Annotated in this window: 23 protein-coding genes and 1 other annotated feature; of the genes, 2 read left to right on the top strand and 21 right to left on the bottom strand. The window is 35.3% G+C overall.

The window, feature by feature from the left end:
- Window positions 1-256 precede the first annotated feature (256 nt).
- The 16 genes from RTP52_RS17195 to RTP52_RS17120 form a co-directional block, all read right to left on the bottom strand.
- Entirely contained in the window at window positions 257-1,231 is a 975-nt protein-coding gene (locus tag RTP52_RS17195; RefSeq protein WP_312372671.1) for a M15 family metallopeptidase, read from the bottom strand.
- A 149-nt stretch (window positions 1,232-1,380) separates the two neighbouring features.
- On the bottom strand, window positions 1,381-1,650 hold the full coding sequence (locus tag RTP52_RS17190) for a hypothetical protein (protein ID WP_312372670.1): 270 nt from the start codon (window positions 1,648-1,650) through the stop codon (window positions 1,381-1,383).
- 46 nt (window positions 1,651-1,696) lie between these two features.
- Window positions 1,697-2,701 carry an SCP2 sterol-binding domain-containing protein gene (locus tag RTP52_RS17185; protein WP_312372669.1) on the bottom strand — a complete coding sequence of 335 codons (1,005 nt, stop codon included), beginning with the start codon at window positions 2,699-2,701 and terminating at the stop codon, window positions 1,697-1,699.
- The gene (locus RTP52_RS17180) at window positions 2,691-3,887 is read right to left on the bottom strand and encodes a rhomboid family intramembrane serine protease (RefSeq protein ID WP_312372668.1); all 1,197 of its coding nucleotides are present in this window, start codon (window positions 3,885-3,887) and stop codon (window positions 2,691-2,693) included. The genes RTP52_RS17185 and RTP52_RS17180 overlap by 11 nt, the downstream gene beginning before the upstream one ends.
- A 12-nt stretch (window positions 3,888-3,899) precedes the next feature.
- Window positions 3,900-5,399 carry a glycerol kinase GlpK gene (gene glpK / locus RTP52_RS17175; protein WP_312372667.1) on the bottom strand — a complete coding sequence of 500 codons (1,500 nt, stop codon included), beginning with the start codon at window positions 5,397-5,399 and terminating at the stop codon, window positions 3,900-3,902.
- Between the two features lie 298 nt (window positions 5,400-5,697).
- Window positions 5,698-7,449, bottom strand: coding sequence for a DUF6382 domain-containing protein (locus RTP52_RS17170; RefSeq protein ID WP_312372666.1), 1,752 nt, complete (start codon window positions 7,447-7,449; stop codon window positions 5,698-5,700).
- Window positions 7,450-7,643: 194 nt separating this feature from the next.
- Window positions 7,644-8,216: a TadE/TadG family type IV pilus assembly protein gene (locus RTP52_RS17165; RefSeq protein WP_312372665.1), complete on the bottom strand. Its 573-nt coding sequence runs from the start codon at window positions 8,214-8,216 to the stop codon at window positions 7,644-7,646.
- 140 nt (window positions 8,217-8,356) lie between these two features.
- Window positions 8,357-8,791 (bottom strand): prepilin peptidase, encoded by a 435-nt coding sequence (locus tag RTP52_RS17160; protein ID WP_312372664.1) that lies wholly within the window; start codon window positions 8,789-8,791, stop codon window positions 8,357-8,359.
- Between the two features lie 241 nt (window positions 8,792-9,032).
- Window positions 9,033-9,950 (bottom strand): hypothetical protein, encoded by a 918-nt coding sequence (locus tag RTP52_RS17155; RefSeq protein ID WP_312101129.1) that lies wholly within the window; start codon window positions 9,948-9,950, stop codon window positions 9,033-9,035.
- Between the two features lie 162 nt (window positions 9,951-10,112).
- Window positions 10,113-12,596: a DUF5702 domain-containing protein gene (locus tag RTP52_RS17150; protein WP_312372663.1), complete on the bottom strand. Its 2,484-nt coding sequence runs from the start codon at window positions 12,594-12,596 to the stop codon at window positions 10,113-10,115.
- Window positions 12,597-12,607: 11 nt separating this feature from the next.
- Window positions 12,608-12,811, bottom strand: a complete 204-nt coding sequence (locus RTP52_RS17145) for a Flp1 family type IVb pilin (RefSeq protein ID WP_312101133.1) — start codon at window positions 12,809-12,811, stop codon at window positions 12,608-12,610.
- Between the two features lie 40 nt (window positions 12,812-12,851).
- On the bottom strand, window positions 12,852-14,327 hold the full coding sequence (locus tag RTP52_RS17140; protein ID WP_312372662.1) for a hypothetical protein: 1,476 nt from the start codon (window positions 14,325-14,327) through the stop codon (window positions 12,852-12,854).
- Between the two features lie 16 nt (window positions 14,328-14,343).
- Window positions 14,344-14,916 carry a type II secretion system F family protein gene (locus RTP52_RS17135; RefSeq protein ID WP_312101136.1) on the bottom strand — a complete coding sequence of 191 codons (573 nt, stop codon included), beginning with the start codon at window positions 14,914-14,916 and terminating at the stop codon, window positions 14,344-14,346.
- Window positions 14,917-15,107: 191 nt separating this feature from the next.
- Window positions 15,108-16,322 (bottom strand): CpaF family protein, encoded by a 1,215-nt coding sequence (locus RTP52_RS17130; RefSeq protein WP_312372661.1) that lies wholly within the window; start codon window positions 16,320-16,322, stop codon window positions 15,108-15,110.
- A 154-nt stretch (window positions 16,323-16,476) separates the two neighbouring features.
- Window positions 16,477-17,451 (bottom strand): hypothetical protein, encoded by a 975-nt coding sequence (locus RTP52_RS17125; protein ID WP_312101141.1) that lies wholly within the window; start codon window positions 17,449-17,451, stop codon window positions 16,477-16,479.
- A 612-nt stretch (window positions 17,452-18,063) separates the two neighbouring features.
- Window positions 18,064-18,327, bottom strand: a complete 264-nt coding sequence (locus RTP52_RS17120) for a pro-sigmaK processing inhibitor BofA family protein (protein ID WP_312101143.1) — start codon at window positions 18,325-18,327, stop codon at window positions 18,064-18,066.
- A gap of 340 nt (window positions 18,328-18,667) precedes the next feature.
- Here RTP52_RS17120 and RTP52_RS17115 point away from each other — a divergent pair, with 340 nt between their 5' ends.
- Window positions 18,668-18,883 (top strand): YaaL family protein, encoded by a 216-nt coding sequence (locus tag RTP52_RS17115; protein WP_312101144.1) that lies wholly within the window; start codon window positions 18,668-18,670, stop codon window positions 18,881-18,883.
- Window positions 18,884-19,085: 202 nt separating this feature from the next.
- On the opposite strand, the gene metG is transcribed toward RTP52_RS17115, so the two are convergent.
- Both metG and RTP52_RS17105 read right to left on the bottom strand, forming a co-directional pair.
- Window positions 19,086-21,080 carry a methionine--tRNA ligase gene (gene metG, locus RTP52_RS17110; RefSeq protein ID WP_312372659.1) on the bottom strand — a complete coding sequence of 665 codons (1,995 nt, stop codon included), beginning with the start codon at window positions 21,078-21,080 and terminating at the stop codon, window positions 19,086-19,088.
- 227 nt (window positions 21,081-21,307) lie between these two features.
- Window positions 21,308-21,563 (bottom strand) — a binding site (T-box leader).
- A gap of 358 nt (window positions 21,564-21,921) precedes the next feature.
- A complete protein-coding gene (locus RTP52_RS17105) occupies window positions 21,922-23,217 on the bottom strand; it encodes a M18 family aminopeptidase (RefSeq protein ID WP_312372657.1) in 1,296 nt (431 codons plus the stop codon).
- 374 nt (window positions 23,218-23,591) lie between these two features.
- Here RTP52_RS17105 and RTP52_RS17100 point away from each other — a divergent pair, with 374 nt between their 5' ends.
- Window positions 23,592-24,329 carry a hypothetical protein gene (locus tag RTP52_RS17100; protein WP_312372655.1) on the top strand — a complete coding sequence of 246 codons (738 nt, stop codon included), beginning with the start codon at window positions 23,592-23,594 and terminating at the stop codon, window positions 24,327-24,329.
- Here the strand turns inward: RTP52_RS17100 and RTP52_RS17095 are convergent.
- From RTP52_RS17095 to RTP52_RS17085, 3 genes are all read right to left on the bottom strand, one after another.
- Window positions 24,323-25,489, bottom strand: a complete 1,167-nt coding sequence (locus RTP52_RS17095; protein WP_312105396.1) for a cation:proton antiporter — start codon at window positions 25,487-25,489, stop codon at window positions 24,323-24,325. The two genes, RTP52_RS17100 and RTP52_RS17095, sit on opposite strands and share 7 nt — an antisense overlap.
- Before the next feature lie 2 nt (window positions 25,490-25,491).
- The gene (locus tag RTP52_RS17090; RefSeq protein ID WP_312105398.1) at window positions 25,492-25,830 is read right to left on the bottom strand and encodes a hypothetical protein; all 339 of its coding nucleotides are present in this window, start codon (window positions 25,828-25,830) and stop codon (window positions 25,492-25,494) included.
- A 227-nt stretch (window positions 25,831-26,057) separates the two neighbouring features.
- Complete coding sequence (locus RTP52_RS17085; RefSeq protein ID WP_312372654.1) at window positions 26,058-26,783, bottom strand: NUDIX hydrolase; 726 nt, start codon at window positions 26,781-26,783, stop codon at window positions 26,058-26,060.
- Between the last annotated feature and the right edge of the window lie 93 nt (window positions 26,784-26,876).

Genomic DNA, 26,876 nt, shown 5'->3' with positions numbered 1-26,876 from the left:
ATCCTCGAATGTATCCGGGCGAAACTTTCTATATAATGCCATGTAGGACATAGCGACACCGTATCCTTCCTATTGCTCCATTATCCGCACTGTACATTGCATACGTACTGTTTCATTGCGTCCGCACTTTACATCGCATTCACAATGTACATTACATACGTAATGAACATTACATACGTAATGCTCATTATAACATGAGAGAAAGTATCTTAGCAATGAATCATTACTTGCGCAACGGATCATTGCTTGCGCACTGCTATTGAAATACCTTCTGAAAATGCTGATAATCCTTAGAGGTCTGCCAATCCCCACCCCAAGTAAACCCTCTTTTTGCAAATGCCTTCTGGCAAACGTCATCTTTCATTATATAATATTCGTTCTCTAATGTTCTATCCGCATAATCCACTCCATTGTCAGGTACTATTACGGTTTCCCCATTAATCGTACGAACATAGGGATTGTATTTTGGATTAATATCGATGGCTAAACCATAGGAATGCTTAGAAAGATTTGTTGTTCCTTCCACCATACGATAATTAAAGCTAGAAGTATTATTTGCAGCCATACTTTTATTATCATCTGCATCAAACTCATCAATTAAAACCATTTGCTCAATCGGATATCTTGCATCAAATAGTTCTTTAAATATCTCTATAACATCATCTTTTATTAACTTATTTACTACTAATTCCCCAATGTGTATTTCACCATCAAATCCAAAGTGCAGTACCCTTACATAGCTTAGGGTGTCTATCGAAATTGTACATCCTTCACTAAAGGACTTATTCTCCATGCGTTCAAACAATGATGGACTGATATCCTCGGCATAGAAGCATTCTGCTAATGTAGCAGCATTTGCTGTGTATACCTTAACGATTGATTTCGCCGGCATACTGTTAATCGCTTTCGCGGTATCCATATCGACTACCTCACTGCTGTTTGGTTTTAATACACTGCCTAAATCATCTAACGAACTTTCGAACAATTCAATATCCATCTCGGATTCATTCAAAGAATTGTCTGTACTCTTTGTTTCATCATTCCCTGTTAGATTACTCTCTTGTAAACTCTCATCCTCTTTCGTCTTTCCAGACGTAAGAACCTCTTTTACTACATAGTTCGATTTCACTTCTACTTTCGTACCATCCTGCGTCTCATTACATGCAGTCAAAGAAAGTATCATGGTCCCCACAACGAACATCTTAAAAGGTTTTTGATAAATTTTAATCATCTACATTTCCTTTCCCATATATTACATTGTTACCCTAAAATACTTCTCCCTTGTCTGTCTTGCCTAAGAACACTCCCCGCAAAGTATCTTAATGCAATTCCTTTCGACAAGCGGACATTCGCAATCCGCTTACGCTATTTGCTCATACGCTAATCTTCTTCAATTACATGAATCTCTAAGTAATCAAAATCGATCTGCTCAATGAAATTATCTTGATAAAACCTAGTTTTATCATGCTTTTTAAAGTCCTTAATCGTGACTTCAAGCCACATTGGCTTTGATAAATCAAATTCATGACAAACTTCATCCAGAACATGGAAAATCTTTTTTGTTCTACTACGATTCGTAGAATCGTCTTCCACCACCATATCCCGAAGTAAATGATTGTCTTTTATCATCTTAGCCCATAAACGAAACATAATTTACCTCATTTCTGCGCTGGCTTTTGTCTTTCTAGTTTGTTATTTACGATAACACCGAAAAGTTAAATATCTGATCAAATCTTCTTAGAATCTTAAAATCTCCCTTGGCAGTTAATTCACCTGACATAAATGCTCCTTGGAAGGTTGTTCTTCCATTCACCAGTCGATTCACCATTTCTTTCGTTGTCTTAGCTGCAACATCTGCCTCTATATTGTTTTCATAGCTACATTTTAATTGTTTTCCCGCTACTTCAAGTAACAGTGTCTTATCGGCATCTGTCATTGTAATGGAAAACGTAGCTTGGAAATTATCTTCCTGTGGTTTAAAATTATCTTTAAAATTTTTAATAAACTCTTGATTCTTATCTGAACCACTGTTTTCTAGCATGCCACGAAACATCTGTGCCAACTCTTCGATATCCTCTTTTTGTTTCTTAACATAAGTATCATCCGAAACATACATTGATAACTGTTCACTCTCTTGAGGCGTTAATTCAATTGGGGTTGTTGTCAACGTATTTTTCATAACTGCATGGCTACTACTTGGAAATGTACCTAATTTTTGATTAATAAAACGGTACAATGACTCCGCTTTTCGTTCGAAGATACCTGCATAGGAAGAATTTACTTCAAAATCGATTGGATTCTCTACGTAAGCTATAATACCATCGAGTGATGTCCCTCCTAGAACCTCCCAAGATCTCTTTAAATGAAGTTCAGCCTCTCGTTCTCCGTAAGTATTTGCAGTAACAATTGGGAACATGCTAAGCTTTTGCATCTTCTGCTTATCACCGTATAGCCAGCACGCATCTAAAAACTGCTGCATAAACCCACCAATACCCATCCACTCAACATTTACTGCAAGTATAATACCATCTGCCTCTTTTAATGTACCCGGAAGCATGCTGATACTATTTTTTTGTTCATATAGATTATATCTTGTAACTTCTACACGAAGTTCCTCTAAAACCTCTGTCATCTTATTCATCACGCAGATGGTTGGATCTTCGATTAAGCCTCTTCCTCCATAATAGATATTAATCTTCACGTATGCGCCCCCTCTTCTTTCGGTACACAAGCATAGCAATAAAGAAGCCCGCAAGCAAACCTCCCACATGAGCAGCATTATCAACACCCTGACTTGTAAATCCTCCATACAAACTAAGTGCTATAAATATGATAATCTGCCTAGTACCAATCGTCTCTAGTCTTCCTTTGTTTACTACTACAATCAATGCGATTGCTCCTATAACGCCAAATATTGCTCCTGACGCGCCAATACTATTGCTAAGTAAGCCTTTCTGCATATTATAACTCATAGAGGCAATCCCTGCAACAATTCCAGACAGAAAGTAAATCAGTAAATACTTAAATTTACCGACATGTCGCTCCAAAGTGGAGCCCATAATTGCCAATATAAGCATGTTATTTGCCAGATGACTTATATTCGCATGTAAAAATTGATAGGTGAATAGCCGATAGTATTCGTTATGGTATTTTATAAGTGGCCAGAAGATACAACCTTTTGAAACAATCTTATCATAATTACCGGACAGGTCTGTATAGAAAAATACCGCTGCATTAATTGCAATTATAATTATTGTAGCAATACCAATTCTCGAGAAGATTCCGTTATTTCTTTGATATGATGTACCTGATTGAAAATTACCGTTATTTCCTCGATATGATGTATCTGTTTGATAGTTACTATTTCCTTGCTGATATGCTCCTTGACTTCCTTGATGATGTTGGTAATCAGTTCCGAACCCATCTTGATAATTTCCATTGCGATACGTAGAATTCTGCTCTCCATGGGAAGTAAAATAAGATCTCCCATATTCTGAGATTAGTTGTTCTAACCCACGAAAAATTCCATTCTCATCCCTAGCCTGACCCTCAAAAAGCATCAGACGAAACTGAAGCATATCAACAATACAAGCACTTTCACTCATCCTACAAATCTTCATCACTGCATCTGTATTCTTTGTACAAAGAATTGCGTGCACCAAAACCTTTTGATAACCTCTGCTTAAAAAAGCAGTTTCGATTTGGCGTTTAATATTTTGATATTGGTCGTTTAAGATTTCTGTTCCATTATAAATTTCAATCAACCAATATACGGTACATTGTTCTAGCTTTGTTTGATACAAAACATCCATACCAGATGCATTTACCTGCAAACGCTGACATCCATTGGATAAAAAATATTCTAATATTTTATTGTATAATTCCAAGCTTTAACTCCTTTACTCGATATCCTCCGCCCATGCAAGCGCACATCGAACAGCACGTTTCCAGCCCTTTAAAAGTTCCTTTCGTTTTTGTTCATTCATCTGCGGGGAGAAAGTACCTCCAAGTGTCCAGTTGTCTTTAATTTCATTTCGGTCTTTAAAATACCCAGTTGCAAGTCCTGCAAGATAAGCAGCGCCTAGCGCAGTTGTCTCAATACATTGTGGACGATATACTAATGTTTTTAAGATGTCTGCTTGAAACTGCATTAAGAAGTTATTTGCACTAGCGCCGCCATCTACCTTAAGACTCTTTAAGGAAATATTAGAGTCCTGTTCCATTGCATGGAGAACATCCACCGTTTGATATGCAAGTGACTCTAAGGTTGCTCGAATCATATGCTCCTTACTAAATCCTCTGGTAATACCAACGATTGTCCCTCTGGCATATGGATTCCAGTAAGGGGCTCCAAGACCTGTAAATGCTGGTACTACATAAACACCATTGGTATCCTCTACTTCTTTTGCATACTCTTCAGACTGGCTAGCCTTCTTAATCATTCTCTGCTCATCTCTTAACCATTGAATGGCTGCACCAGCAACAAAAACGCTTCCTTCTAATGCATACTCGATATGCCCCTCATCTCCTGCAGCTATTGTTGTCAGTAGCCCATTTTGTGATTCAATTGCAGTATCTCCAGTATTCATCAAAAGAAAACATCCGGTACCATACGTATTCTTAACTTCACCTGGTTCAAAACAGCACTGACCGAATAATGCCGCTTGTTGATCACCAGCAGCACCGGAAATAAGAATTTCACCGCCAAGAAGACCTTCTTCCGTATGCCCAAAGACACTACTAGATGCCTGTACCTTAGGAAGTATACTCTTTGGTATTTTAAAATAAGTTAAGATTTCTTCATCCCAGCAAAGGTTATGAATATCAAAAAGCATCGTACGTGAAGCATTGGTATAATCGGTTACGTGTACTCTACCCTTTGTCAAGTTCCATATAATCCAGGTATCAACTGTTCCAAAAAGAAGGTCTCCTGCTTCTGCTCTTTCCCTCACACCATCTACATGATCGAGAATCCATTTTATCTTAGTTGCAGAAAAATAGGCATCCGGAATAAGTCCTGTTTTTTTTCTTATTACGGAATCAAACCCATCTTTTTTTAATTGCTCAATCATATCTGCAGTACGATGGCATTGCCACACAATAGCATTATATACAGGTTCTCCCGTATTCTTATCCCATACAATAGTAGTCTCTCTTTGGTTTGTAATTCCAATCGAATCGATATTTTCTGCTTTCACACCAATTGCTGCCATCGCTTCTGCTGCCACACTTATCTGAGAAGACCAAATATCCATAGGTTTATGTTCCACCCAGCCTGTTCTTGGGTACACTTGTGTGAACTCCTTCTGCGCTACACTACAGACTTCCCCTCGTTGGTTAAAAAGAATACATCTCGAACTTGTTGTCCCCTGATCAAGTGCCATAATGTACTTTTCCATAAATACCTCCATTCTTGCACATGCTATGTGCTTGGACAGATTGTATCTGCATAATCCCTATGCATTGCCCAATTAAAAAATTTGTTTTCTTTAACCGTTACCTGTTGTCTGGTAATTCATCTCTCAAAAATCCAAAAGGGTGTTGTACGGCCTTTTGATTCCTCTTTCAAAGGACCGCTACAACACCTCCTTGTCTCTATAAGTAATTACCTAATTATCAACATTATATAACAATTGATTTATTTGGGCAAGTAAACTTATACAAAATATATAGGTTAACCTTGGCATTTTACTCATTTTACTGGTTTAAACAATGAAAAATATAACCTATGTTTGCAAAGGAAACCGCATCTCCTTGCTTTATTTCTAAATTCTCGTTTGGCATTAATTTTCTTCCATTTACAAAAGTCCCGTTCGTGGAATCAAGATCTGTTAATATGAATCTACTCTCATCCTTTTCAAGTTTTGCATGATATCTACTAACTGCGGTGTTAATTAAACTATAACCTAGGTTATTTTTTGCAGTCCCTATAAAAAACGGATAATCCTTAATTTCTATCGTATCAAATTTCGTTGACTCTAGTGGAATAAGAGAATCGTATTCTTTATCAGGGCGAGTAAGTAGTACTGTACACTCCTCCTCATCGTAAGATTCCCCCGAATCGAAACTAGAAGGGAAATCCTCTCTATGATTCATAGGAGGTTCATTGCTTTGCCATGTAAGATAAGTAGGAATATCGAAATTCAGATTATTCTCTTGCTTAGGTAATCTACAACTATTTTCTATTAAGCTATTACTTTCTGAGAATACGGAGTTCGGAAATAGATCCTCCTTATCTGGCACTTGATAGGTAGCTCTTGTTACAATGCGACTTTGTTTTCTTTCTTTCGAAAATATTTTTAGATATCCATACCCCAATACTATTCCCATAACGCCAAGTAAAGAGATTAATTTTAACCCATCTATCTTTTTGTTTAATGATTGAAATAAAAATCCCTTTTGATAGGTGTATAGGAAGATTCCGATGCATATAACGAGTAATACTGCAAACAAAACATAGCAAAGGATAGGATAGTATTGGATTTCCTCTTCTTGCTCCAGTTTCTCTTTTACAAAGGGATATGGATGTTCCTTTTTTCTATTGCCATTCTGAGTTTCTTTTCCTCTACTGTTATTTTGTATCTCTTTCTTTGGATTATCATTTTTCTTTCTTGTTCCTGTATCACTTTCTTTTCCAAGTATTCTTTCTTTTGCATCTGTTAGTAAAGTAGTCACTTTACTTTGTAACGGATTTCTTTGCAATGAATTCTCTGAAGATTCCTTAAACCTCTGATTCTTCTTTTCCTCATTATATTTATTTAAATTAGGAGGCTGCTTTATGGAATCTTTATCCTGATAAGACTCTCTATACCTTTGTGGTTCTTTCACTTTGTCCAGTTCACCTTGAAATTCTAACCCGTTTTCCCCTAATTGAATATTTAACCTATCCTTTTCTTCCTGATCCTCCAGAAAAGACTTAAGTTCTTGTATCGTAATGTTATCTTCTTTGCTCTTCATATAAAGTGAATAAACAAAAAGGACTGCTTCTTTATCCTGATAATCTACACATCCCATTAAAAATTCTAAAAAAGTAACCAGCTGTTCCTTAAGCGGAACTTCATACCCCGGATAATAACATAATCCTAATTTATAATCTGGCAAATGGATAAACGTATATTCTGGTAACAGCACAAAATCCCCGGTATCTAAAAGATACGATTTTGCTTCCTTTAAAACTGCTAACAGAGATTTAAGAAGCATTGTTACCTGACTTAGCCTTAGAGGAACCTTTTCAGATATACTAGAAATCACTTGGTATCCTGTAACTTCATAATGAAATTGTTTATGATTATCGATGGAATGTATCTGAAAAGGTAGTATTCCTTCAATTTTATTATGTTCCAGCATCTTCTCCTGAAAAGACACTCTCACTTCTTCTCTTCCATTAAAAATCAAATAGTTATGATACAAATCCCGTTTCCATTCTGAACGGATATCCTCTTTCCCCACGTTTATTCACTCCTCTATTGACCATATTTAACCTAAGCTATGCTAACCCCTAAATAGCATAATTAATTTATCACTCATTTATTTTCCAACTTAATTCATCCCTGCATTACTATTTACATTAATCATCTCTGTCTTTACTTTAACATTAATTTCTCTGATACTTATTTTTTTGTAAAAATCATCTACTCAAATTTTTATTTCATTTTTGCTACAAGTTCCTTTAATTTCTGTACAGCCTTATCCACTCCCTTTATTTTTTTCCCAAGATTTATTGACACTTCCAATAATCTTGTTTTTTCTTCCCTCGAAAATATAGTTTCCTCAAAGCAAAATGGCACTGTAAATCCATCCTTCTTTAAAATTCCAAACAGTTTTGCACTTGGAAAAACTGCTTCTAATTTACCGGTTATTCTAACCTTAGACAGGGTAGTTTGTACTTGTAAATCTCTTATTTCACATACCCAATAACCATTGGTTAACGTTTCTTTTACATAGCCTAATACCCTTACCTCATCCTTCTCTCTTTCTATGCCAATTGGATATAAAATACCTTTGGATAAATAATCTTCTACTCTTAGCACTGCTAATTCCATATCAACTTGATAGGTGATATAGGAAGCAGCCTTTAAAACTACTTCCTCTCCTAATGATTGTAATTTGGCTCTGTCATGACTATAGAAGCTATAATTTAAAAGAAATAAAATTGTATAAAATACAAGTGGTAAGACAAAGGCTGCTTCCACTGTAAAAAAAGCTTTTTTTATCATTCCTTACTCCTTGCCGTTAACTGTTTCGTCTATTGTAAATTAATTATCCCTTACGAATTTAATGTATTTTAGCTGTAGTAATTCCCCATACATTGATAGCACCACACAGGATTATAACTTCTATATTAGGGCTACTTCCCTCATTTTATTAAGATACAGCCAAGGTACCCCAAAAATAGAAATGGAACAAACGGAATTGTTTTCTTACGATTCCACCGAAATAAAACAAGAAGAACGATAGACACAACAGAAGTTAACAAGAACGCATAACTTAAAAGAATTGCAGATTTACTAATCCCAAGTATCACTCCAATTGCACATAGAACATAACCATCACCAATACCAATTTGCCCTCTTGTAACCTTACTAAGGATTACAAAGAAAAGCCCAAGGAGTACCCCAAATATTCTTTCGATAAAAGTTATCTCAGAAGGTATGGCTAGTTCTATAACAATAAGCGGAAGTAAACTAATAAGCCACCAACAAGAGATTTCCTTTCGTTTTATATCCTGTATTCCTAAGATAAAGAGTAGAGCTCCGATCCAGGTTACTCCACAAAGTTTAAAAACACTCATTAAGCTAATCTCACCAAAACTAATCATGAATAGCACTTTATAAATTTCCCCCATTCTATTGATTTATTTTTTTATTTCCTTTTCACTGAGGTTAATAGAGCAATACCGCTCAAGCTTAGATTAAGAATTTCACAAGCTTGAGACTTAGTAGCTTATAGGCTTGGGATTAAGATGTTTATAAGCCTGGAGCTTAGTAGTTCATAAGCATGGGACTTAGAAATTCATAAGCTCCATACTTTAATTACTCTTTTTTATGTGCCTTGCATCTACTGCACTCACCTCTTGCTCCTACTTCTGTTAACAGCACTTTCATAACGGTACGTTTTATTCCGGAACAAGTGCGGCTGCTATGGTAGCAGTCTCCATATTCTGTGATATAAACAGTACTTGGAAGTGTTGAGTTTTTTTCAAAACACAATTCGCATGCTCGGTAGGTACAATGATTAGAATTGCAAATAAAAGAAATCCTTGTGCTATCCACTGCTTGAACGTTAATTTTAATATGAGAACAATTTGCATTGGTGTGATATACGGAACCGTTTGGCGTAATATAAACATATTCACCATCTTCGTTGTCTCCCTCCTCTGTTTTCAGTGAGGAAGGAACTGCATGTCCATTAAACATTCGGATTCTTATTCGCTGTACCACTGGAAAAACAGGAAAAATTTCTTTCCAAATTGGAAGCTGTATCTTATATTGCATTACAACTTGGATACACGCCTCTTCATCAAATAGAGATGACCCTAAAAATGTTATTCCCGCATATCCACCTTGAATACAATTCTTTATAGCATGATGATCCTTCACATATGGTTTTATGGATTCTTCCAGCATAATACCACTTGCTGCTGAGGTAAGTATATTTGTGACATCCGATGTATCAAATAACCCAGAGAAGATTGTCTCGTCATCCTCGTTTAAATTTTCCTTTATCTCTGTTCTACTATCCTCATCTTCACTAAAATTCATAGCATAATTTGTTATTATCCCATAGGAGGATATGTTTCTTGCAACCTTAGTTGCATAATAATGAAGGCAATCCTGTGCTGCAATGACCTGAAAGAAAAAAACTAATGCATAAACTGCGAATGCAAATATCGGTAATGCTAAGGAAGCCTCTAATGTTAGTAATCCCTTTTCTCTTTTTTTTAACACCATCTCTCCTCCCACTAAAATTGATTCTTTCTTTTACAGTCCCATAGGGTGTGGTCAAGTCTTTGTTTTTTACAATAGGAAACATCGGCAAATGTTCTTGGAGAGAGATTTTTTTATTTTAATATGTAAAAAACAAAGACCTCACCACACCCTCTTAGGAGGAATTTAATATGAGACTGTATTTTGGGCCAAATATAGGTAACCGTGAATAGATAAAGCCTCACGATTTATGGCAAATGGAAGTGAAAAAAACTGTTCGGGCATGCTAATCTTAGCCCCCGCACGATAATTTACAACACAATTACGTATTCGAAAGGAATCTTCATATTCATAACGAAGATTTTCCTGTATTATGTCCATCATCCGGTAATATTGATTGTTTTTATTTGAAAAAAATAGTGATATTTGAAGATATTCTTTGTAGCCAACACTTAAGAAACCTTCTTTTGTCTTATAATTTTTTGCTTTTTTTATAATTGTCTCTTTATTAAAGCTTGCCAAATCTTTAAATTCCACTACAAAATCGTCTTTCATACAAAATATGGGTACATTTTTATCCAGGAGCATAGCTGCTGTTTCTACTAAAGATTGTTCCAATGCCCAGATAAATAAAATCACATACTTAACTACACTTATTAAAAAGGGCAGTCCAGAAAATCCAACAACTAATGCAGCAAATTCACTTGCTTCTCTCACCTTATTTGCATCCGTTAATACAGAAATCATATTTCCAATGGTCCGTATTAAAATTAGACGATTGATAAATGAGGAAACATTCTCTTTGTCACTCATATTCCCATATAATAAATACTCCAGCTCATATTGTAGAACCTGTCCTAGCTTATAATCTTCCGATAAGTAGTAGGTACAATGTTCATTTTCATAAGCTTGAAATAATAATTCCTCTACCAAACTATTTGCGAAACTGCCCAAGGCTTCGGTTCCTAACTTTCCGACCCCTGTGGTTGTAATATCCTCTCTATCCTCCGTGTTCATAATGTTTTTAATATTATTCTCAGCCTGCGAACTCTTCTCTGGAAGTTTCTTTGCTGTAAAGGAGGGTAATTCTGATTGAGATAATTCCGCTTTTGATACGCTATTCACGTCTTCTAGTACTAAATTTAGTAAACCATCTGATATCAAGGACTTACCAGCTATTAAGATACTATTCTTTTCTTCAGAGAAATTAACACCGCTGTAATCAAAAGCAAGCCCATTCAGTTTATAATGATCCAAAGAAGTCTGCATTAGGTTTACTTTAGATAGCCATGCATCATACCCCTCTTCTGTATAGGCCATACTAGGTAATACGCATCTTTCTACCTCTTCTAACACTTTTATATCTTGTATTAAGGTTTCTTCCATACTTACAATGTCTTTAATTATTCCGATACCTTTTTCTTCAGGATTTGAATACCGCTCCATCTCCTCTGAATTATTCGATAATTCTTCGTACAACACATCTCCTATTTCTTCTCTCGCCTTGTTTAATCCATCTAAAAAATTATTCTTACTATCTTGTGCTTTATATCTAGCTTCCTTAATTTTTTGTACCAAGGAAAGCGCCTGACTAGCTTTTTCTTTTACCACTTTTAATGTATTAAGAAAATTAGCCATTTTTTGATTGATAGAGTTGCAGCTTGCCATAAGACTATCTAATACATAGATATCTATTGTAATTGGAGATTGCTCTAGTGACATAATCCTTGCATCAATCTTAGTTGTATCACAGGGTTTATCTTTCGATTCTTTTAACATATCTGCTCTTTCGGCACGCAGACTTGCAAGCTCCTGCTCACGTTGTCTAACTGCATTCTCATAGGCGGTACGGTAGCTCTCCACTACATCTTTTGCACTATCCTTTAAACTAATTAATTGATTTGGATAATTGATATAGTTATCCTTTAACGAATCAAATATTGTGAAGTGATTAATCAACGCGTTATCCATCGTAGGCTCTTCGGAAAGCAGCTTCTTTGCGAAGGAATCTATCGTTTTTGGTTTTCCATTTTTACACTCGATCTGATTATCTTTTATTTTTATTCCATCGATAAGTTCCATCAACTTTAAGATATCCTTATCAATTAGCATGAATTCCTGCTCTACCTTCATCTTTTCTTCGAATTTTTGATTTGCCTTTTCCGTTTTTTCTAAGGCATGTACTGAATCCAATATATACTCTAACCCTTCTGTTGCAGCTTGATATTTCATATAAGAAGTTGCTTGCTTTCGAAACAATTCACCATCAAGGTCTGTGATATAGTGGATATTTTCCACCGAAAGCTCTTCTAGCATTGGATTGCATATGAGATAGCTTTTCTTTTGTAATAGAAGATTCGATATTGGATCATCTTTCGTTGGAAGAAAACTAACTTCTATTCCTTTTCTAATTTCATCAACTAATAGATTGCTATCTGCTATATTACTACCATATCCAATATCTAATCCAAACACGTGGTACCGCTCAAATAAAGGTAAATAATAATCACAAAGAGTTGATTCCATCGCTGTTTGTAATACTCGCTCACTATATGCTCTTGCAGCAGTAACACGGGCCATCTCGATGGTTGTAACTATGAGTGTTATCATAATAGATAATGTCAGGGTCAGATAGATGGTTATTACTCCACTTGCTTTTTGGTTTCTCATGAAATACCTCCTTAGGGAGCTGGTGTAATATTATTAAAATAACTATCTGTACTAGCCTTTAATGCTCCCATCGCTCTATTAAAAATACTTGTTATCTGCTCTTGAAATATAATAATAAGCGCTATCACAACAACGATAATTAGAATAACTTCCACTACTCCAAACCCTTGGTTATTTTTTAATATATTCTTATCTTTACTTTTCATTTTTCTCATACAACCTCTATTCTAGTGCGTTAGCACTTTATAATAATAATTACATCCCCATGGACATCATTGCGGGTACCATAAGTATTGCAATCACAATACATAACATTCCCATCATGGGCATTAACATCTTCGTGGATGCCCTCTCTCCTAGACGTTTTGCCTGCTCCTTCCGGTCAAGAAGTGCTTGTACTGACTCCGCTTCTAACATAGGAATCATCCCTTTGTTTCCTTTTTTCATATTCTGAACTATGATAGTACTAAACCTAAGATAGGAAAGAAGTTTGCATCTCCTTCCGAAACGTTCATAAGCGACTGCCTCTGAGACTCCAAGGTCAATTTCATTTTTTGTGATTATCATCTCTTCATAGGCATATCGTTTGGATTTCTTACTCTTGCTTTTACTTAATTTCTTTTTATTTCTCCCGGCTCCTCCGGATTCTCTCTCCATACGTGTGTTATAATCTTTTACAATTCGTTCCCACGCACCATAGGTTGTCATACCTGCGCTAAGTAATAGGGTATATTTCATCATAATCTCAGGATAATCAAGTAGAAGCTGTTCTTGTTTTTGCTGCTCTCCTTCTCTTTTTTTCTGCTCTATAAAAAATGGAATGCACACCATAGCCAAGATTCCTATAAGTAATAAAGGAAGGGTAGAATTATTTTTAATAGATTTCCATAAAACTTGATCACCCATTACCTCTCTTGGAAGTGTAACCTTATCTTCTTCCCTGTTTTCCTCCTCTCGTCTTTTCACTTCCAACTCCATGACATCCTTTTTGGATAATTCAAGCTCTATCGGAGGTAATATTGTAATGTTAATTTGAAATTCATACGTATCCTCAGAGTATCGTAACGTTACATTAATTCTGGTTGGTATACCTTCCCTAGGTGCTCCTTCCCCTCGAATACTTCCATCCTCCCACAAGTAATCCGGTTGTTCAGTTTTATAAGAAACGTTAAGAGGTGGGGAACCAAATTTCTTTGGAAACTTTAAGTCAGAGGTTACTTGATGAAAATCTATATTCTTATTTAGGATTATCTTTTTTAAGGCAGCTTCTGCTGCTTGAAACATCTTACTTCTATCCTCTTTTTTCACCTGTTTTTCTGTTATTTCAAAGGTAAGCTCTTCCTCTTCTGTACCTAGTTGGTATCCAAGATGATAGGTTTTTGATCCTTCTCCTACCTCTGGTCGTTCTATTTTATAACCATCTTGAAAGATTTCTTTCGGCTTTTTTTGATCATTGACAAGAAGAATGATTAAAAATAATAGAAATACAAAAGTCATTAGCGCTCCTTTTTGATACAAGAGTGCTGTCTCCTTCGTGTTTGATTTTTGAGGTCTGTGAATTACTTGGAACCAACAAAATCCAATCAAGGAATAGAGCTTCTTTAGCGGATGTTCTTTGCTATCAAGACCATCAATAAATTCTTTGTCATAGGATTTTGAAAGGAAAAAAAGAACAAGAATGAGAATAAGAACAAGAATGAGAATAAGAACAAATAGAATTGCATAAGTCATAGTCTCTCCAATCTATTTACACTCGAATGGCAATAATTTTATCTACCAACTTAGTTAGAACTAAATAAATTCCTAATAGAACTGTCATAAATAAACTTCCAAGTAAATTATGATAAAGAGGTTTTAAAAACTGAGGACTGCCAAGTAACATATATCCTAAGATACCAAATGGAACTAACTTCATGATATTAGCCTCCATCTTTTTTGCTGTGATTAGTGTCTCAATTTCTCTCATAACCTCTACTTTTTCACCAATTGTTTTACTTGTCATCTTAATAATAGCAACTAAGTCACCGCCCGTCCGTTTGGCAGTTTTAAATACTTCTGAGAAGCACTCCACATCTTCTAGCTTACTTCGATTTGCAAATTCAGCAATGGCAACTTCAATAGGGATATTATGATTAATCTGAGAAACAATACATTGAAATTCTTTCATAATGAGTGCTTCATTTGAATACATTAACCCCAAATCTTTGATTGCTGCTTTAAAAGCATTCTCAACCGAATATCCTGCCTCCAAAGCTACCGACAAACTATGAATCCCATCCAAAAACTCTAAGCTTAGTTTCTTTTTGCGATCCTCTGTCATTTTTCTTTGTTCCTTTTTATAAAAAAAATATAGGTAAGGTGATAGAATGAAACATAAAAAGATATTTTGATAAAATAAGAAACTTACCATAAGACACAATAGAAAGCCTTTGAACAGGCATACAAGAAATTCTTTTTTATTCATATGATAAACATCATAATCTTCAATCATAGACTAATCGACTACCTCCTTTATAAGGATAATCCTGCACGTAACAGCTTTTGTACATGGAGCAGTGAATTGTCTGTTTTTTTTAGTTCCCCTAATACTTTTCCCTCCTTTGTTTCCCCTTCTTCTGAAAATAAGAAAAGTGGATTCACTTCAATTTCCCCATCCACACATTCTAAGACTTCAACGATTTCTAATACTCTTCTCGACTTATCTCGAAGTCTTCCAAGGTGAATCACAATATCTATCGCAGAAGCAATTTGTTTTCTAACAGCCAACAGCGGTATTTCTGCCCCAAGTAAAACCATGGTCTCCAATCGGGATAACATATCCGTTGGCGAATTGGAATGTCCCGTACTCATTCCGTTATGTCCTGTATTTAGAGCCTGTAACATATCAATGCTAGAGGCATCTCGAACCTCACCAACAATAATACGGTCGGGCCTCATACGAAGGCTACTTTTTATTAAGTCACGAATCGAGATTTCATTCTTACCCTCCACATTTGCATTTCTTACCTCCAAGCGAACTAAATTTGGAATATTACGTATTTGCAGCTCCGCAGAATCTTCAATCGTAATAATTCTTTCTTCCGAAGGAACGTAATTCGACAATGCATTTAAGAAAGTTGTTTTTCCTGAACCGGTACCTCCACTAACAAAGATATTATACCCGGCGATTACCAACTTCTTTAAAAATTCAGCAGCTTCTTCGGTTAAAGAACCAATTGCCACCAGCTTTTCCATCGTCATTGTTTCCTTTGGAAACTTACGAATCGTAACGGTTGGTCCTCCAATTGCTATGGGTGGAAGTACTATATTAACACGAGAGCCATCCTTTAATCTGGCATCCACAATTGGACTAGATTCATTAATAATTCGATTCGCCCCTGCAACAATCGTTTGAATTACATCCTCTAGCTTACGGTCTGATTCAAACTCCTTATCCCCTCTCATCAGTTTGCCATCTCGCTCTACGAATATTTCTTTTGCACCATTAATCATAATTTCCGTTATGGAGGTATCTTCAACAAGTTCCTGTAATACATCAAGCCTACGAATGGAATTAAAGATTTCTCTGCGTAACCGTTGTTTTTCGGTAATACTTATGTATTCTTCTTTTCCACAAACCTTAATAACTTCATCAATACGGTCAAATAGTTCTTCTTCTGTGAATTCTCTTGTCATATCAATTCCCGCAAGAATTTGTTCCTGCAATTCCTGCTTCCTCTGTTCCATAGACAATCATCTCCCCCATTTGAGTTTTTATTTTCATATGTGTCTAGATAATATTTTCCTAGCTTTCAGAATTAAAACGAGAATCCAAATATATTTTAAGAGGTAATTATACGAAGCATTTTTTAGAATTAAAGAATTCTTCAGAATGGAATTCTTAGAATTGAAGTTCTTTTAGAATTTGTTGATATTCCGCTTCTTTTTGTTTATCTAAGCGTATATTCTTTTGTTTTTGCTCTTCATAGGGAATTGATATCTGTACTAACTTCTCTCTTAATTGATCCTGTCCGGTTCTTCTTAACTGTTCCTCAAAAGCAATACTGGAACTCTGTTGAAACTCTCCAATCAGTTTTGGTTGTAACAATACGTCACACGATTTTAATAAATCAAGTGCTAAGGAGGAACAAAGAGAAAAATCTATCACTATAGTTTCATATAGCAGATTCTCTTTTAGTTCAGTGAATAGATTTATAATCTCCTCAAAGGTTAATTCATATAGTTCAGCAAAATAGTAAGTTCCTAAGATACAATCTAACTCTCCCACTTGCTCCAGACATTGTTTTATCTTCACACTCTTATTTACTCCATCCTGCTTTAGTAAGTAAATAACGTCACTTAAGCTGCTATGATCTCCATTTCCAAGGAGCTCAGAAGGGAAAATAGGATGTAAACAAATATAGATACACTTCTCCTTCGTAGATAAAAGTTTAGCAAGACTTATAGCAATGCCTGATTGCCTAATTTCATAACATGGAGAAAATACTCCTATTACCTTTTGCTTTCCAGTATTTTTTGTAGCTGGTTTCCATGAGTAGCCAAGATCTAAATATCGCTCAAGTAACAGATTCATGATATTGCTTGCAGATTGATATTTAAAAATAGATTCTTTATCTGAAGAGACCTCTTCGCATAAACAATAACTAACTTTAGAAAGATTCGTTATCATACTACCTCGGAATTCTTCTGCATACAAAAGGATATCTATCTTATGTTCCTTCTCATATGTTCGATATAACTCTTCCTCCGTAAATACAACCACACAGAATCCGTAATCCGCCTGTTGATTCATAAATTCCATCATAAGACGCGCATAATCCTCCTGGCGATCTAATATGGCAACTGTTAATTTCATATACTCCCCCTGAATTAAATCAATGGATGTTTCCTTAGAAACAAGATAGATGTTAAGAATTTTAAGAAGTTCATTTCTTAGACACTGTCTGTCTTACCCTGTGTTCTTGAATCTTCCGAAAGGAATAAGGAGTAAGAATTCTATTATACTTTGATAGACAGCTTTATTAGATAAGATTATCATATTCCTTAATTTGTAAAGCGTCAACTATTTTTCTTAGCTTCTTCATATTTTCATCGGTATGCACAGAGAAGAGAAATATTTTATACAATATCCACAATTTTAGAAAGTTATCCACTTGTATCGGTGTGATTGCCGATAATTTATTTTCAAGTATTTATTTGAAAAAATCCTTCCTAAATTATCTAAATTTATTACTCTCGCAACATACATTGGTAGTATTCTTTATTAGCATTAATCTTATCAAACTCATTAAAATTTGCCTTAGTATTCTCTTCAAGTTGAGTAACTGTCTCATTAAATTTCCCGAATTTCCCTTTATAAATCGTCAATTCGTTAATAGAGCCTGTCCATATTTTCATCGCTAAACATATAGAAATAGAATGTCTGAATCCTCTCGCCCTTTAAATAAAAAAACACTACACTACTCTCTTAGAAAAATAGAGACGCTCCATATAATAACAGTAACCCCGGAACCCCTAAGAATGCCGTTACTACAATACTTACAAGATTAACTCCTACTAAGGTAGCAATACCAAAATTTAGAGCAACTGTATTAATTAGATAAATTATAACAATGGATAGAACTGCACGAACGATTACGGTACCAATCCATCTCTTATGATTTAAATATAGATACCATGCAAATAGCATTCCAGCAAGTGCAAATAACAGATAGGAAATATATTGCTTCATATTCCTTTTACCTCTCTCCTAAATTTCTCAAAACCACTTGGCCTATTTAATGTAAGTATATTCTGTCCGAGAAAAGATAGACTAAATTCTCATAAGGTTTTCTCACTTTTTTCTTCATTCTTGCTCCATTTCTAAATGCAAATAAAATTTATGATTAGGAAGTCCAGACATAAAACTTCAGTTAAAATCATATTCTGCTTAGCCAATCCTAAAACAAGAAAATAAATAAAAAAAAGAATAAGCATGTATATTGCTTCCAATGTAAGACTATAATATAACAAATTATTAAAATGAAAGCATACTATTTTGCTTTCTAAGATTTTAAAAGGTGGTGACTGATATGCACTTATTTAAGAAAAAACAAGATGAAATAAACAAAGAACTATTAAAAGAAATTGCAAATACGCAAAAAGAATTAGAATCTGCTTATTCCAATTTTGAGAATGTCGTTGATCCAGACTTAATAGATAGCTGCATCTATCAGGTAAATGCAATCCAACAACGCTATAAATTCCTACTAAAACAAGTGAAAAAATCTACCCCATATTCCGTATAATCCTTATTCTATTTCCGGTTAGCAAGGCCAGAACATAGAATAAAAAGAGGGAACAAAGATTATCTTTCTACAGTGTTTAGAACACCACTAGGAGATAATATTTGTTCCCTCTTTTCTATTTTAATTAGATTTAAATTTCTCTAAAAAATAGTTTTAAATTCTCTTAATCTATTGCAATATGCTGAACGCCAAAATCACTATCTTAGCAGATTTCAGCTCCAGATGGCATTGGTTTTTCTGGTGTCATTAGTGCAAGAACTCCATTTTCATCCTCTGCGCATAACAACATACCTTCGGATACGATTCCTGCTAATGTTGCTGGTTTTAAGTTCACTAAAACCATAACCTTCTTACCAACCATTTCTTCTGCCGTATAATGAGCCTTGATTCCAGATACAATCTGTTTTACTTGATTTCCAATTTTAACTTGGGAACAAAGAAGTTTCTTTGATTTCTTCACTTCTTCGCAAGCAATAATCTCACCTACTTGGAATTGTAGTTTTGCAAAATCATCATAGGTAATTTCTTCTTTTGCTGGAATCTCAATTACAGTTTCTTCTTGTTTTACTTCCTCCACGTTAACTGTCTCCTCTACTTCGCTTGCAGTTTTTTCTTCCACTTTAGCTAAAACTTCTTTTAAATCAAGTCGAGCAAATAAAATCTGTGGCTGATCTGTTACCTTCGTACCGTTTTCGTATAACGAAAAGGTGGCAAGCTCCTCAATATTTCTTTTTCTAGCGTTTAACTGCGCTAAAATCTTCTCTGCAGTTTCTGGTAAGAATGGCTCTAATAGATTAGCACCAATACAGATACTCTCAACTAAGTTATATAATACGTTCTCAAGTCTAGCCTTCTTCTCTTCCTCTTTTGCAAGAGCCCATGGCATTGTCTCATCAATATATTTGTTACATCTCTTAAATAACGTAAAGATCTCAGAAATTGCATCTGCAACACGAAGGTTTGCCATCTTTGCAACCACTTTATCTCTCGTCTTTGTTACAACATCAATTAGGTCTGTATCTACTGGCTCTGTTACATCCGTCTTATTCACAACACCTTCAAAGTACTTATTTGACATTGAAATCGTACGATTTACTAAGTTTCCTAAGGTATTCGCTAGATCGGAATTCATACGCTCTACCATAAGTTCCCAGTTAATCACACCATCATTATCAAATGGCATCTCATGAAGCACGAAGTAACGAACTGCATCTACACCAAAGAATTCTACTAAATCATCCGCATATAATACGTTACCTCTGGATTTACTCATCTTTACTCCAGAACCGTCTTTTGCATTTGGATCCGTCTGTAATAACCAAGGATGACCAAATACCTGCTTTGGTAATGGTAAATCAAGTGCCATTAGCATGATTGGCCAATAAATTGTATGGAAACGTAAGATGTCCTTACCAATTAAGTGTAAATCTGCTGGCCAGAATTTATTAAACTGCTCAGTGGAATTTCCATCGCAGTCATAACCAATACCAGTGATATAGTTGCTTAACGCATCAATCCATACATAAATAACATGTTTCGGATCAAAGTCTACAGGAATACCCCATTTGAAGGAAGTTCTGGATACACATAAATCCTGTAATCCAGGTAACAAGAAGTTGTTCATCATCTCATTCTTTCTGGATTCTGGCTGAATAAACTCTGGATGTGTGTTGATATGATCAATTAATCTCTGTGTGTAGTTGCTAAGCTTTAGAAAATATGCTTCTTCTTTTGCTGGCTGACACTCTCTTCCGCAGTCAGGACATTTTCCATTTACAAGCTGGGAAGCGGTAAAGAAGGACTCACAAGGAGTACAGTACATTCCTTCGTAGTTACCTTTGTAGATATCGCCCTGATCATATAACTTCTTAAAAATCATCTGAACCTGTTTTTCATGATCTTCGTCGGTGGTACGAATGAATTTATCATAAGAGGAATTCATCAAATCCCAAATATCTTTAATTCCACCTGCTACCTTATCTACGAATTCTTTTGGAGAAACTCCCACTTCCGCGGCCTTTTCCTCAATTTTCTGACCATGTTCATCGGTCCCTGTCTGGAAGAATACATCATATCCTTCCAATCTCTTAAATCTAGCAATACTATCCGCAAGTACGATTTCATACGTATTTCCAATGTGTGGCTTGCCTGATGTATATGCAATAGCAGTTGTGATGTAATATGGCTTTTTGCTCATAACATCTCCTCCTTACATTTATTGTTTTTAAAATGTGTAAACAAATTAGTTTAAAAATTGTAAACAAAATGAATTGGCAATCCAGTTCATTTGTCATAAAATACTGCGTTCTCAATCGTTAAAATTAATAATATGGAATTCCTGTCTTTTTATAGCATCCCACAAATATATTTTTATTATAGGTAATTGCAGAGTAATTTCCTATAAATAAAAAAAGCCCCCGTCTATTTAAAGACGAGAGTATCTCCCGTGGTGCCACTTTAATTCATACTAACTTTTCAGCTAGTATCTTACCGACTGCTAACACAGTCTCCCACTATAACGTGTGAATACGTCGTAACCTAAGCTTAAAACCTCAGCTACGCAGCTCCAAGACCATCTTCTATATGTTCCACTGTTCCCTGCTCTCAGCACACTAGAATTTCTTCCGGCAAGGTTCTCTGTTCAGTATTCCATATATACTCTTCTTTTCTCAGCATTTTTTATATGAATTTGCCTCAAGTATACATTTCTACTTTAAATTTGTCAAGGGTATTACAAAATAAGATTGATGAAACTTGTATTCCTCCTTACAGCTGTTCTTGTCCCCATACAAGAATATAAGTGCTGTACTGTAATACACCGATTCATCAATCTCATTTTTTTAATAGCTTCGCCCTCTAAACATTCCCCAATGCTTCATCCTCCGGACAATACCTTCTCGATACCGACCAAATGAATTATAGCAAACTTTGTGAAATATGTCAAGAAAGTCTTTTAATCAAACCACTCTTTTGTGACTTTTCACATATCATGGGATTTAGAGATTATTATAAGGAAAACTAAAGTAAGTTCCTGTTATCTATTCCGTAAAGAATGCGGTAGCAAGGTCAACTAATGCCTTCTGATCTTTGATACCCATAAGTTCTCTAGCAGAGTGCATCGCAAGCATTGGAATACCAATATCTACAGTTTTCATTGGTAGCCAAGAAGAGATAATCGGTCCCATTGTTCCACCACCGATCACATCCGAATGATTCACAAATTTCTTATAAGGAATATTGTATTTGTCGCATAGCATAACCATGGATGCAATCGCTTCTGTATCAAAGGTGTAACGCTGATTTCCGCTAATCTTAAATACTACGCCATCATTCATTAGCGCATAATTCACTGGATCATATTTATCTGTCTTACTTGGATGAAGAGCATGAGCCACATCCATAGAGATGAGAAAACTGCTTAAAATAGAATCATTTAATGCAGCTCTATCATAACCTAATGCCTGATAAATCTTCTCAAGGAACATGGAAAACAATGCAGAATCTGCTCCCTGCTTTGTTTCACTTCCAATTTCCTCATTATCAAATAAACCGATAATATTGATACCATCCTCACGATTTCCATCAATCATACCACGAAGTAGTGCATGGCAGGAAGTAAGATTATCTAATCTTGGACTCTGAATAAACTCTTCGTTCATACCAAGTAGCAATCCGTCCTCAGCACAATATACATAAAGGTCAAAATCTAAAATATCGCTAGCCTCAACTTGAAGCTCTTTTGCTAGAAATTCTATAAAATAAGATTTTTCATTTAATGTATCATTTAAAACACCCATCAATGGAAGCATATCCGTCTGCCTCATTAATTCTACACCCTTATTTACCTCTTTGTTCATATGAATTGCAAGGTTAGGAATTGTTAAGAACGGCTTATCTACACGAATTACTTTGGTTGCTGGAGCAAATGGATTCTCACTCTTAAGTGCAACTCTACCAGCAATAGAAAGTGGGCGATCAAGCCAAGTATTTAGAATTGGACCACCGTAAATCTCTGTATTAACTCGTAAATATCCTTTACTTGTTAACTCTGCTGTAGGTTTTACATGAAGGCAAGGATGATCCGTATGTGCAGAAGCTAGACGAAACTGTTGTGTATTTGTAACCTGATTACCAATGGTAAATGCAAATAAGGTAGTTCCAAAAGGCTTTGTATAATATTTCCCTCCTGGCTTTAAACAAAAAGTCTTACGAAAGTCAAGCTCTATAAAGCCTGCCTCCTCAAGCATAGTAATACCTTCTAATACCGCATGATAAGGTGATGCTGCTTTTTTTATATAGGAAAGTAATTCTCCTGCAATCTCTTTTTCTCTCATTATGATCCTCCTGTTATTTATATTTATTATAATATTTCCTTCTTCAGATACATCGATATCTCTTAATTTTTCGTTATTTTATCATTATAAACTACAATAAGAGTCTATTTTAATACCTAAGCACACAAATTAATAAGTGTAATGAAACATAGCGTGATGCGTTTTTTAATTTACTCAAAGGTTAATTTTCCTATCTAATACTATACCCTACATTTTTATACCTGTATAGAGGAAATCGCATTGATTCGATGATAGAAATCTCATCTCTTATTTAAACACTCACTAAATAATTCCATTTGAACTCAACCATTCTTATTGCATCCAAAAGCAAACTAAGGTATTCTATTCTTATTATATTGAGAGGATATTCTACCATGAAACAAGAATTATTTCAAACCTCCTGCTCCCTCGTCATTGACCAAGCCCTGCAAGGTAATGGAATTGGTACTTTAAGTGAAAAGACAATTCATGCTGTCCTAAAGCATTATTATTCACCAGATGCATCCTGTCATGAGCAGAAGGTGAAAAACTTTGTGGCTGATATTTTAATAGAGGATCATATCATAGAAATTCAAACCAGACACTTTTATACATTGCGTAGAAAACTAGAAGCTTATCTTCCTGAATATGAGGTAACTATCGTTTATCCGATTGCTCATACCAAATGGTTAAGTTGGGTAAATGAAGAAACCGGTGAAGTATCAAAGCCAAGAAAATCTCCAAAAACAGGAGTTGCATATCAGATTTTTCCTGAACTTTATCAGATTAAGGATTACCTGAAAAATCCGAATCTTCGTCTTAATATTATCTCCATGGATGTGGAGGAGTATCGATTACTAAATGGTTGGAGTAAGGATAAGAAAAAAGGTTCCACTCGAAATGATGGTATTCCTGTTGCGCTTTTTGATGAAATGGTTATCGCAAATAAGGATGATTATCATAAACTATTACCTGCTAACCTGCCAAAACAATTTACTACAAAAGATTATAAAAAAGCTGCAGGGGTTTCTCAAGGAATTGCCTCCACAGCTCTTAATATTTTATATCATATGAATACCATTGACCGCGTAGGAAAGCAAGGCAATGCCTTTCTATATGAAGTAATCTACTGAATTTCCCCTGCTTTTTTAAGGGCTATCTTTGTAATGATAGGGCCTGTTAACTCATAAATTACAGTACCACAAAGAATAACAGTTCGTATCTTAGCTCCATACTCTGGAACTATTGTCATTGAAGTTGTTGCCAAACCAATTGCAACACCTGCCTGAGGTATCAACGTGAATCCCAAATACTTCTGAACGTTCGGTACTGCATGTGTTAATTTAGCACCAAGAGACGCGCCTACGACTTTCCCAAGTACACGGAAGACAATATATAAAATACCGATGACGCCAACCGTTGGTATAACTCTCATATCAAGTTCTGCTCCGGATAGGAAGAAAAATAACATAAAAATCGGAGGTGTGATACGATCCGTTTGATTAAATATAACTTCACTTGCGCTACTTGTATTTACTAAAACTGCACTCATTGCCATACACGCAAGTAATGCAGACCACCCAAGCCAATCGCAAACACCGATGCAAATAAAAATCATGGCAAATGTAATCGCTAAACGATTGCCACGACCTGTATACCACTTAGCCAAAAATGAAAAAGTTAATCCAAGAACCGCACCGATGGCCAAAGCTCCAAGAATCTCAATCACTGGTTTTGTGATCGTGGTTATAATAGAACTTTGTCCATTCGAACTAATTGCTTTTGCTACGGCAACCGATAATCCATAGCACATTAAAGCCGCTGCATCATCAATAGCAACAACAGGTAATAAGGTATCAGTAACTGGCCCCTTCGCTTTATACTGCTTAACAACCATTAAGGTCGCAGCAGGAGCAGTGGCTGCAGCAATTGCACCTAGTACTAAACTAAACGGTATATCATGACCGGTTGCAATTAAAATTACATCAACAAATAGGACTGCCATAAATGCTTCTAGAAAAGCAATGATTATCGGCGATTTTCCAACCTTTTTTAAATAGGATAATTTGAATTCGGAACCAATGGAGAATGCTATAAACCCTAAAGCAACCTCAGGAATAAAAGAAAATGTCTCAATCATATCTAACGGAATTAAATTAAGACAATAAGGACCAGCGATAAGACCCATGATTAGATAGCCTGTTACATTTGGCATCTTGATTTGTTTTACGATTTTCCCTGCAATCAGGGCTAAGAATAATGAAAATGCTAGGTATAAGTAAGTTTGATACACAATTAATCACCAAGCCCTTCCACGTAAGTGATCGGTATCGAGAACATTATACCTGTATTAGGCTCTCTTAAATCTCCAATTACATCTTTGATTATCGATCTTGTCATAATAACCTGTTCGTCCTTTAAGACAATTAACATGACCTTACTTACTTCTTTCTCTTCTTCCGAAAGCATACGCCTTAGAACTCCGAACATTGGCAAATCTTCCATATTTACAAGGGCCTCTGCCATACCGGTTCCATCTAGAATCGTAGCTCCCTTTATACCAGACTTAGCCAAATGTTTTAATAATTCGTCCATAAATTCATACTTTTTTAGAATTAATACTAATAATTGCATATGTTCCTCCTATCTTTGTCATTTGAATTATAATAAAACTAAAAACCTTGTTATCATAGTCCTCTAATCAGATGATGTCAATATTTTTTTATCAATTAACTTTATCATATTTTTTTATCAATTAACTTTATTATATGTTTTATCAATTAACATTTATCTCTGTTATATAAAGATGTCTTAAGCTATTCCCTTTACAAGTACTTTCTTTTTCTTTAGTACCCTTCCCTTTACATCCTCTTCCACAATAACTGGCATGCTCTTAAGATAAATACAGGGTGGTCAAATGCAATTCCATTACTACGAATAACCTCGTAATCCTCTTGTAACAATAGAGTATCAACATTACAAAAATAATCCACGCTAGCTTCTGCCTTTATGTCGTGATTTTTCTCACAGATAACCTCGATATGGTAGCGTTCTCTTTTTCTCTTATGCTTTGCTATAATATTATCTTCCTCTAATAATTCTTCGAATTCCTTCTTAATGCTTACCGAAAACCATTCTGCTTCTGCTGCATCATCTCCAGCCTCTACTTTTTGATTTAATTCTAAGAGTGCTAGATATGCTACTGTTACTATTCTAGTTCTTGGATCTCTATCCTGCTTTCCAAAGGTATAGATTTGTTCCATAGGGATATCGCTAAGCCCTGTCTCCTCCAGAAGTTCTCTCGCTGCTGCCTTATCTATATCCTCATGGATTTCAACAAATCCTCCTGGTAGGGCCCACCATCCTATGCAAGGATGATTTTTTCTTTGAATCAATAAAAGCTTTAAATCTTTATGAAGGTCATAAATATTTTCCGGCTTTTGAAAAACCAAAATATCTGCTGTCACAGACGGATTTTGATATTTATTAGGATCATACTCCATCAAAAATTTTTCTAAGGATTTTCCTTCCTCATTACATTTTCCATTTCCTAAAAAGTTGTTAATATCACTTATAAATGCACTCATAATTTCCCTCATTTCTGCTCTGATTTTGGGTATAATACGTTTTGTAGCACAGCGCTTAATTTAAAACTCAGCTTCCATCCTATTATACACCAA

It is taken from the genome of Lachnoclostridium sp. (assembly GCF_031997925.1).
Taxonomy (GTDB): Bacteria; Bacillota; Clostridia; order Lachnospirales; family Lachnospiraceae; genus Lachnoclostridium.
This window is presented reverse-complemented; position numbering and strand designations above follow the sequence as displayed.

Coding starts and splice junctions, on each gene's coding strand:
- RTP52_RS17100 (WP_312372655.1), top strand. CDS start 23,592: ATGAAACAAGAATTATTTCAAACCTCCTGCTCCCTCGTCATTGACCAA.
- RTP52_RS17090 (WP_312105398.1), bottom strand. CDS start 25,830: ATGCAATTATTAGTATTAATTCTAAAAAAGTATGAATTTATGGACGAA.
- RTP52_RS17115 (WP_312101144.1), top strand. CDS start 18,668: ATGCACTTATTTAAGAAAAAACAAGATGAAATAAACAAAGAACTATTA.
- RTP52_RS17190 (WP_312372670.1), bottom strand. CDS start 1,650: ATGTTTCGTTTATGGGCTAAGATGATAAAAGACAATCATTTACTTCGG.
- RTP52_RS17160 (WP_312372664.1), bottom strand. CDS start 8,791: ATGAGTGTTTTTAAACTTTGTGGAGTAACCTGGATCGGAGCTCTACTC.
- RTP52_RS17135 (WP_312101136.1), bottom strand. CDS start 14,916: ATGACAGAGGATCGCAAAAAGAAACTAAGCTTAGAGTTTTTGGATGGG.
- glpK (WP_312372667.1), bottom strand. CDS start 5,399: ATGGAAAAGTACATTATGGCACTTGATCAGGGGACAACAAGTTCGAGA.
- RTP52_RS17155 (WP_312101129.1), bottom strand. CDS start 9,950: ATGGTGTTAAAAAAAAGAGAAAAGGGATTACTAACATTAGAGGCTTCC.
- RTP52_RS17165 (WP_312372665.1), bottom strand. CDS start 8,216: ATGATAAAAAAAGCTTTTTTTACAGTGGAAGCAGCCTTTGTCTTACCA.
- metG (WP_312372659.1), bottom strand. CDS start 21,080: ATGAGCAAAAAGCCATATTACATCACAACTGCTATTGCATATACATCA.
- RTP52_RS17105 (WP_312372657.1), bottom strand. CDS start 23,217: ATGAGAGAAAAAGAGATTGCAGGAGAATTACTTTCCTATATAAAAAAA.
- RTP52_RS17130 (WP_312372661.1), bottom strand. CDS start 16,322: ATGGAACAGAGGAAGCAGGAATTGCAGGAACAAATTCTTGCGGGAATT.
- RTP52_RS17195 (WP_312372671.1), bottom strand. CDS start 1,231: ATGATTAAAATTTATCAAAAACCTTTTAAGATGTTCGTTGTGGGGACC.
- RTP52_RS17150 (WP_312372663.1), bottom strand. CDS start 12,596: ATGAGAAACCAAAAAGCAAGTGGAGTAATAACCATCTATCTGACCCTG.
- RTP52_RS17140 (WP_312372662.1), bottom strand. CDS start 14,327: ATGACTTATGCAATTCTATTTGTTCTTATTCTCATTCTTGTTCTTATT.
- RTP52_RS17125 (WP_312101141.1), bottom strand. CDS start 17,451: ATGAAATTAACAGTTGCCATATTAGATCGCCAGGAGGATTATGCGCGT.
- RTP52_RS17120 (WP_312101143.1), bottom strand. CDS start 18,327: ATGAAGCAATATATTTCCTATCTGTTATTTGCACTTGCTGGAATGCTA.
- RTP52_RS17145 (WP_312101133.1), bottom strand. CDS start 12,811: ATGAGAAAAATGAAAAGTAAAGATAAGAATATATTAAAAAATAACCAA.
- RTP52_RS17085 (WP_312372654.1), bottom strand. CDS start 26,783: ATGAGTGCATTTATAAGTGATATTAACAACTTTTTAGGAAATGGAAAA.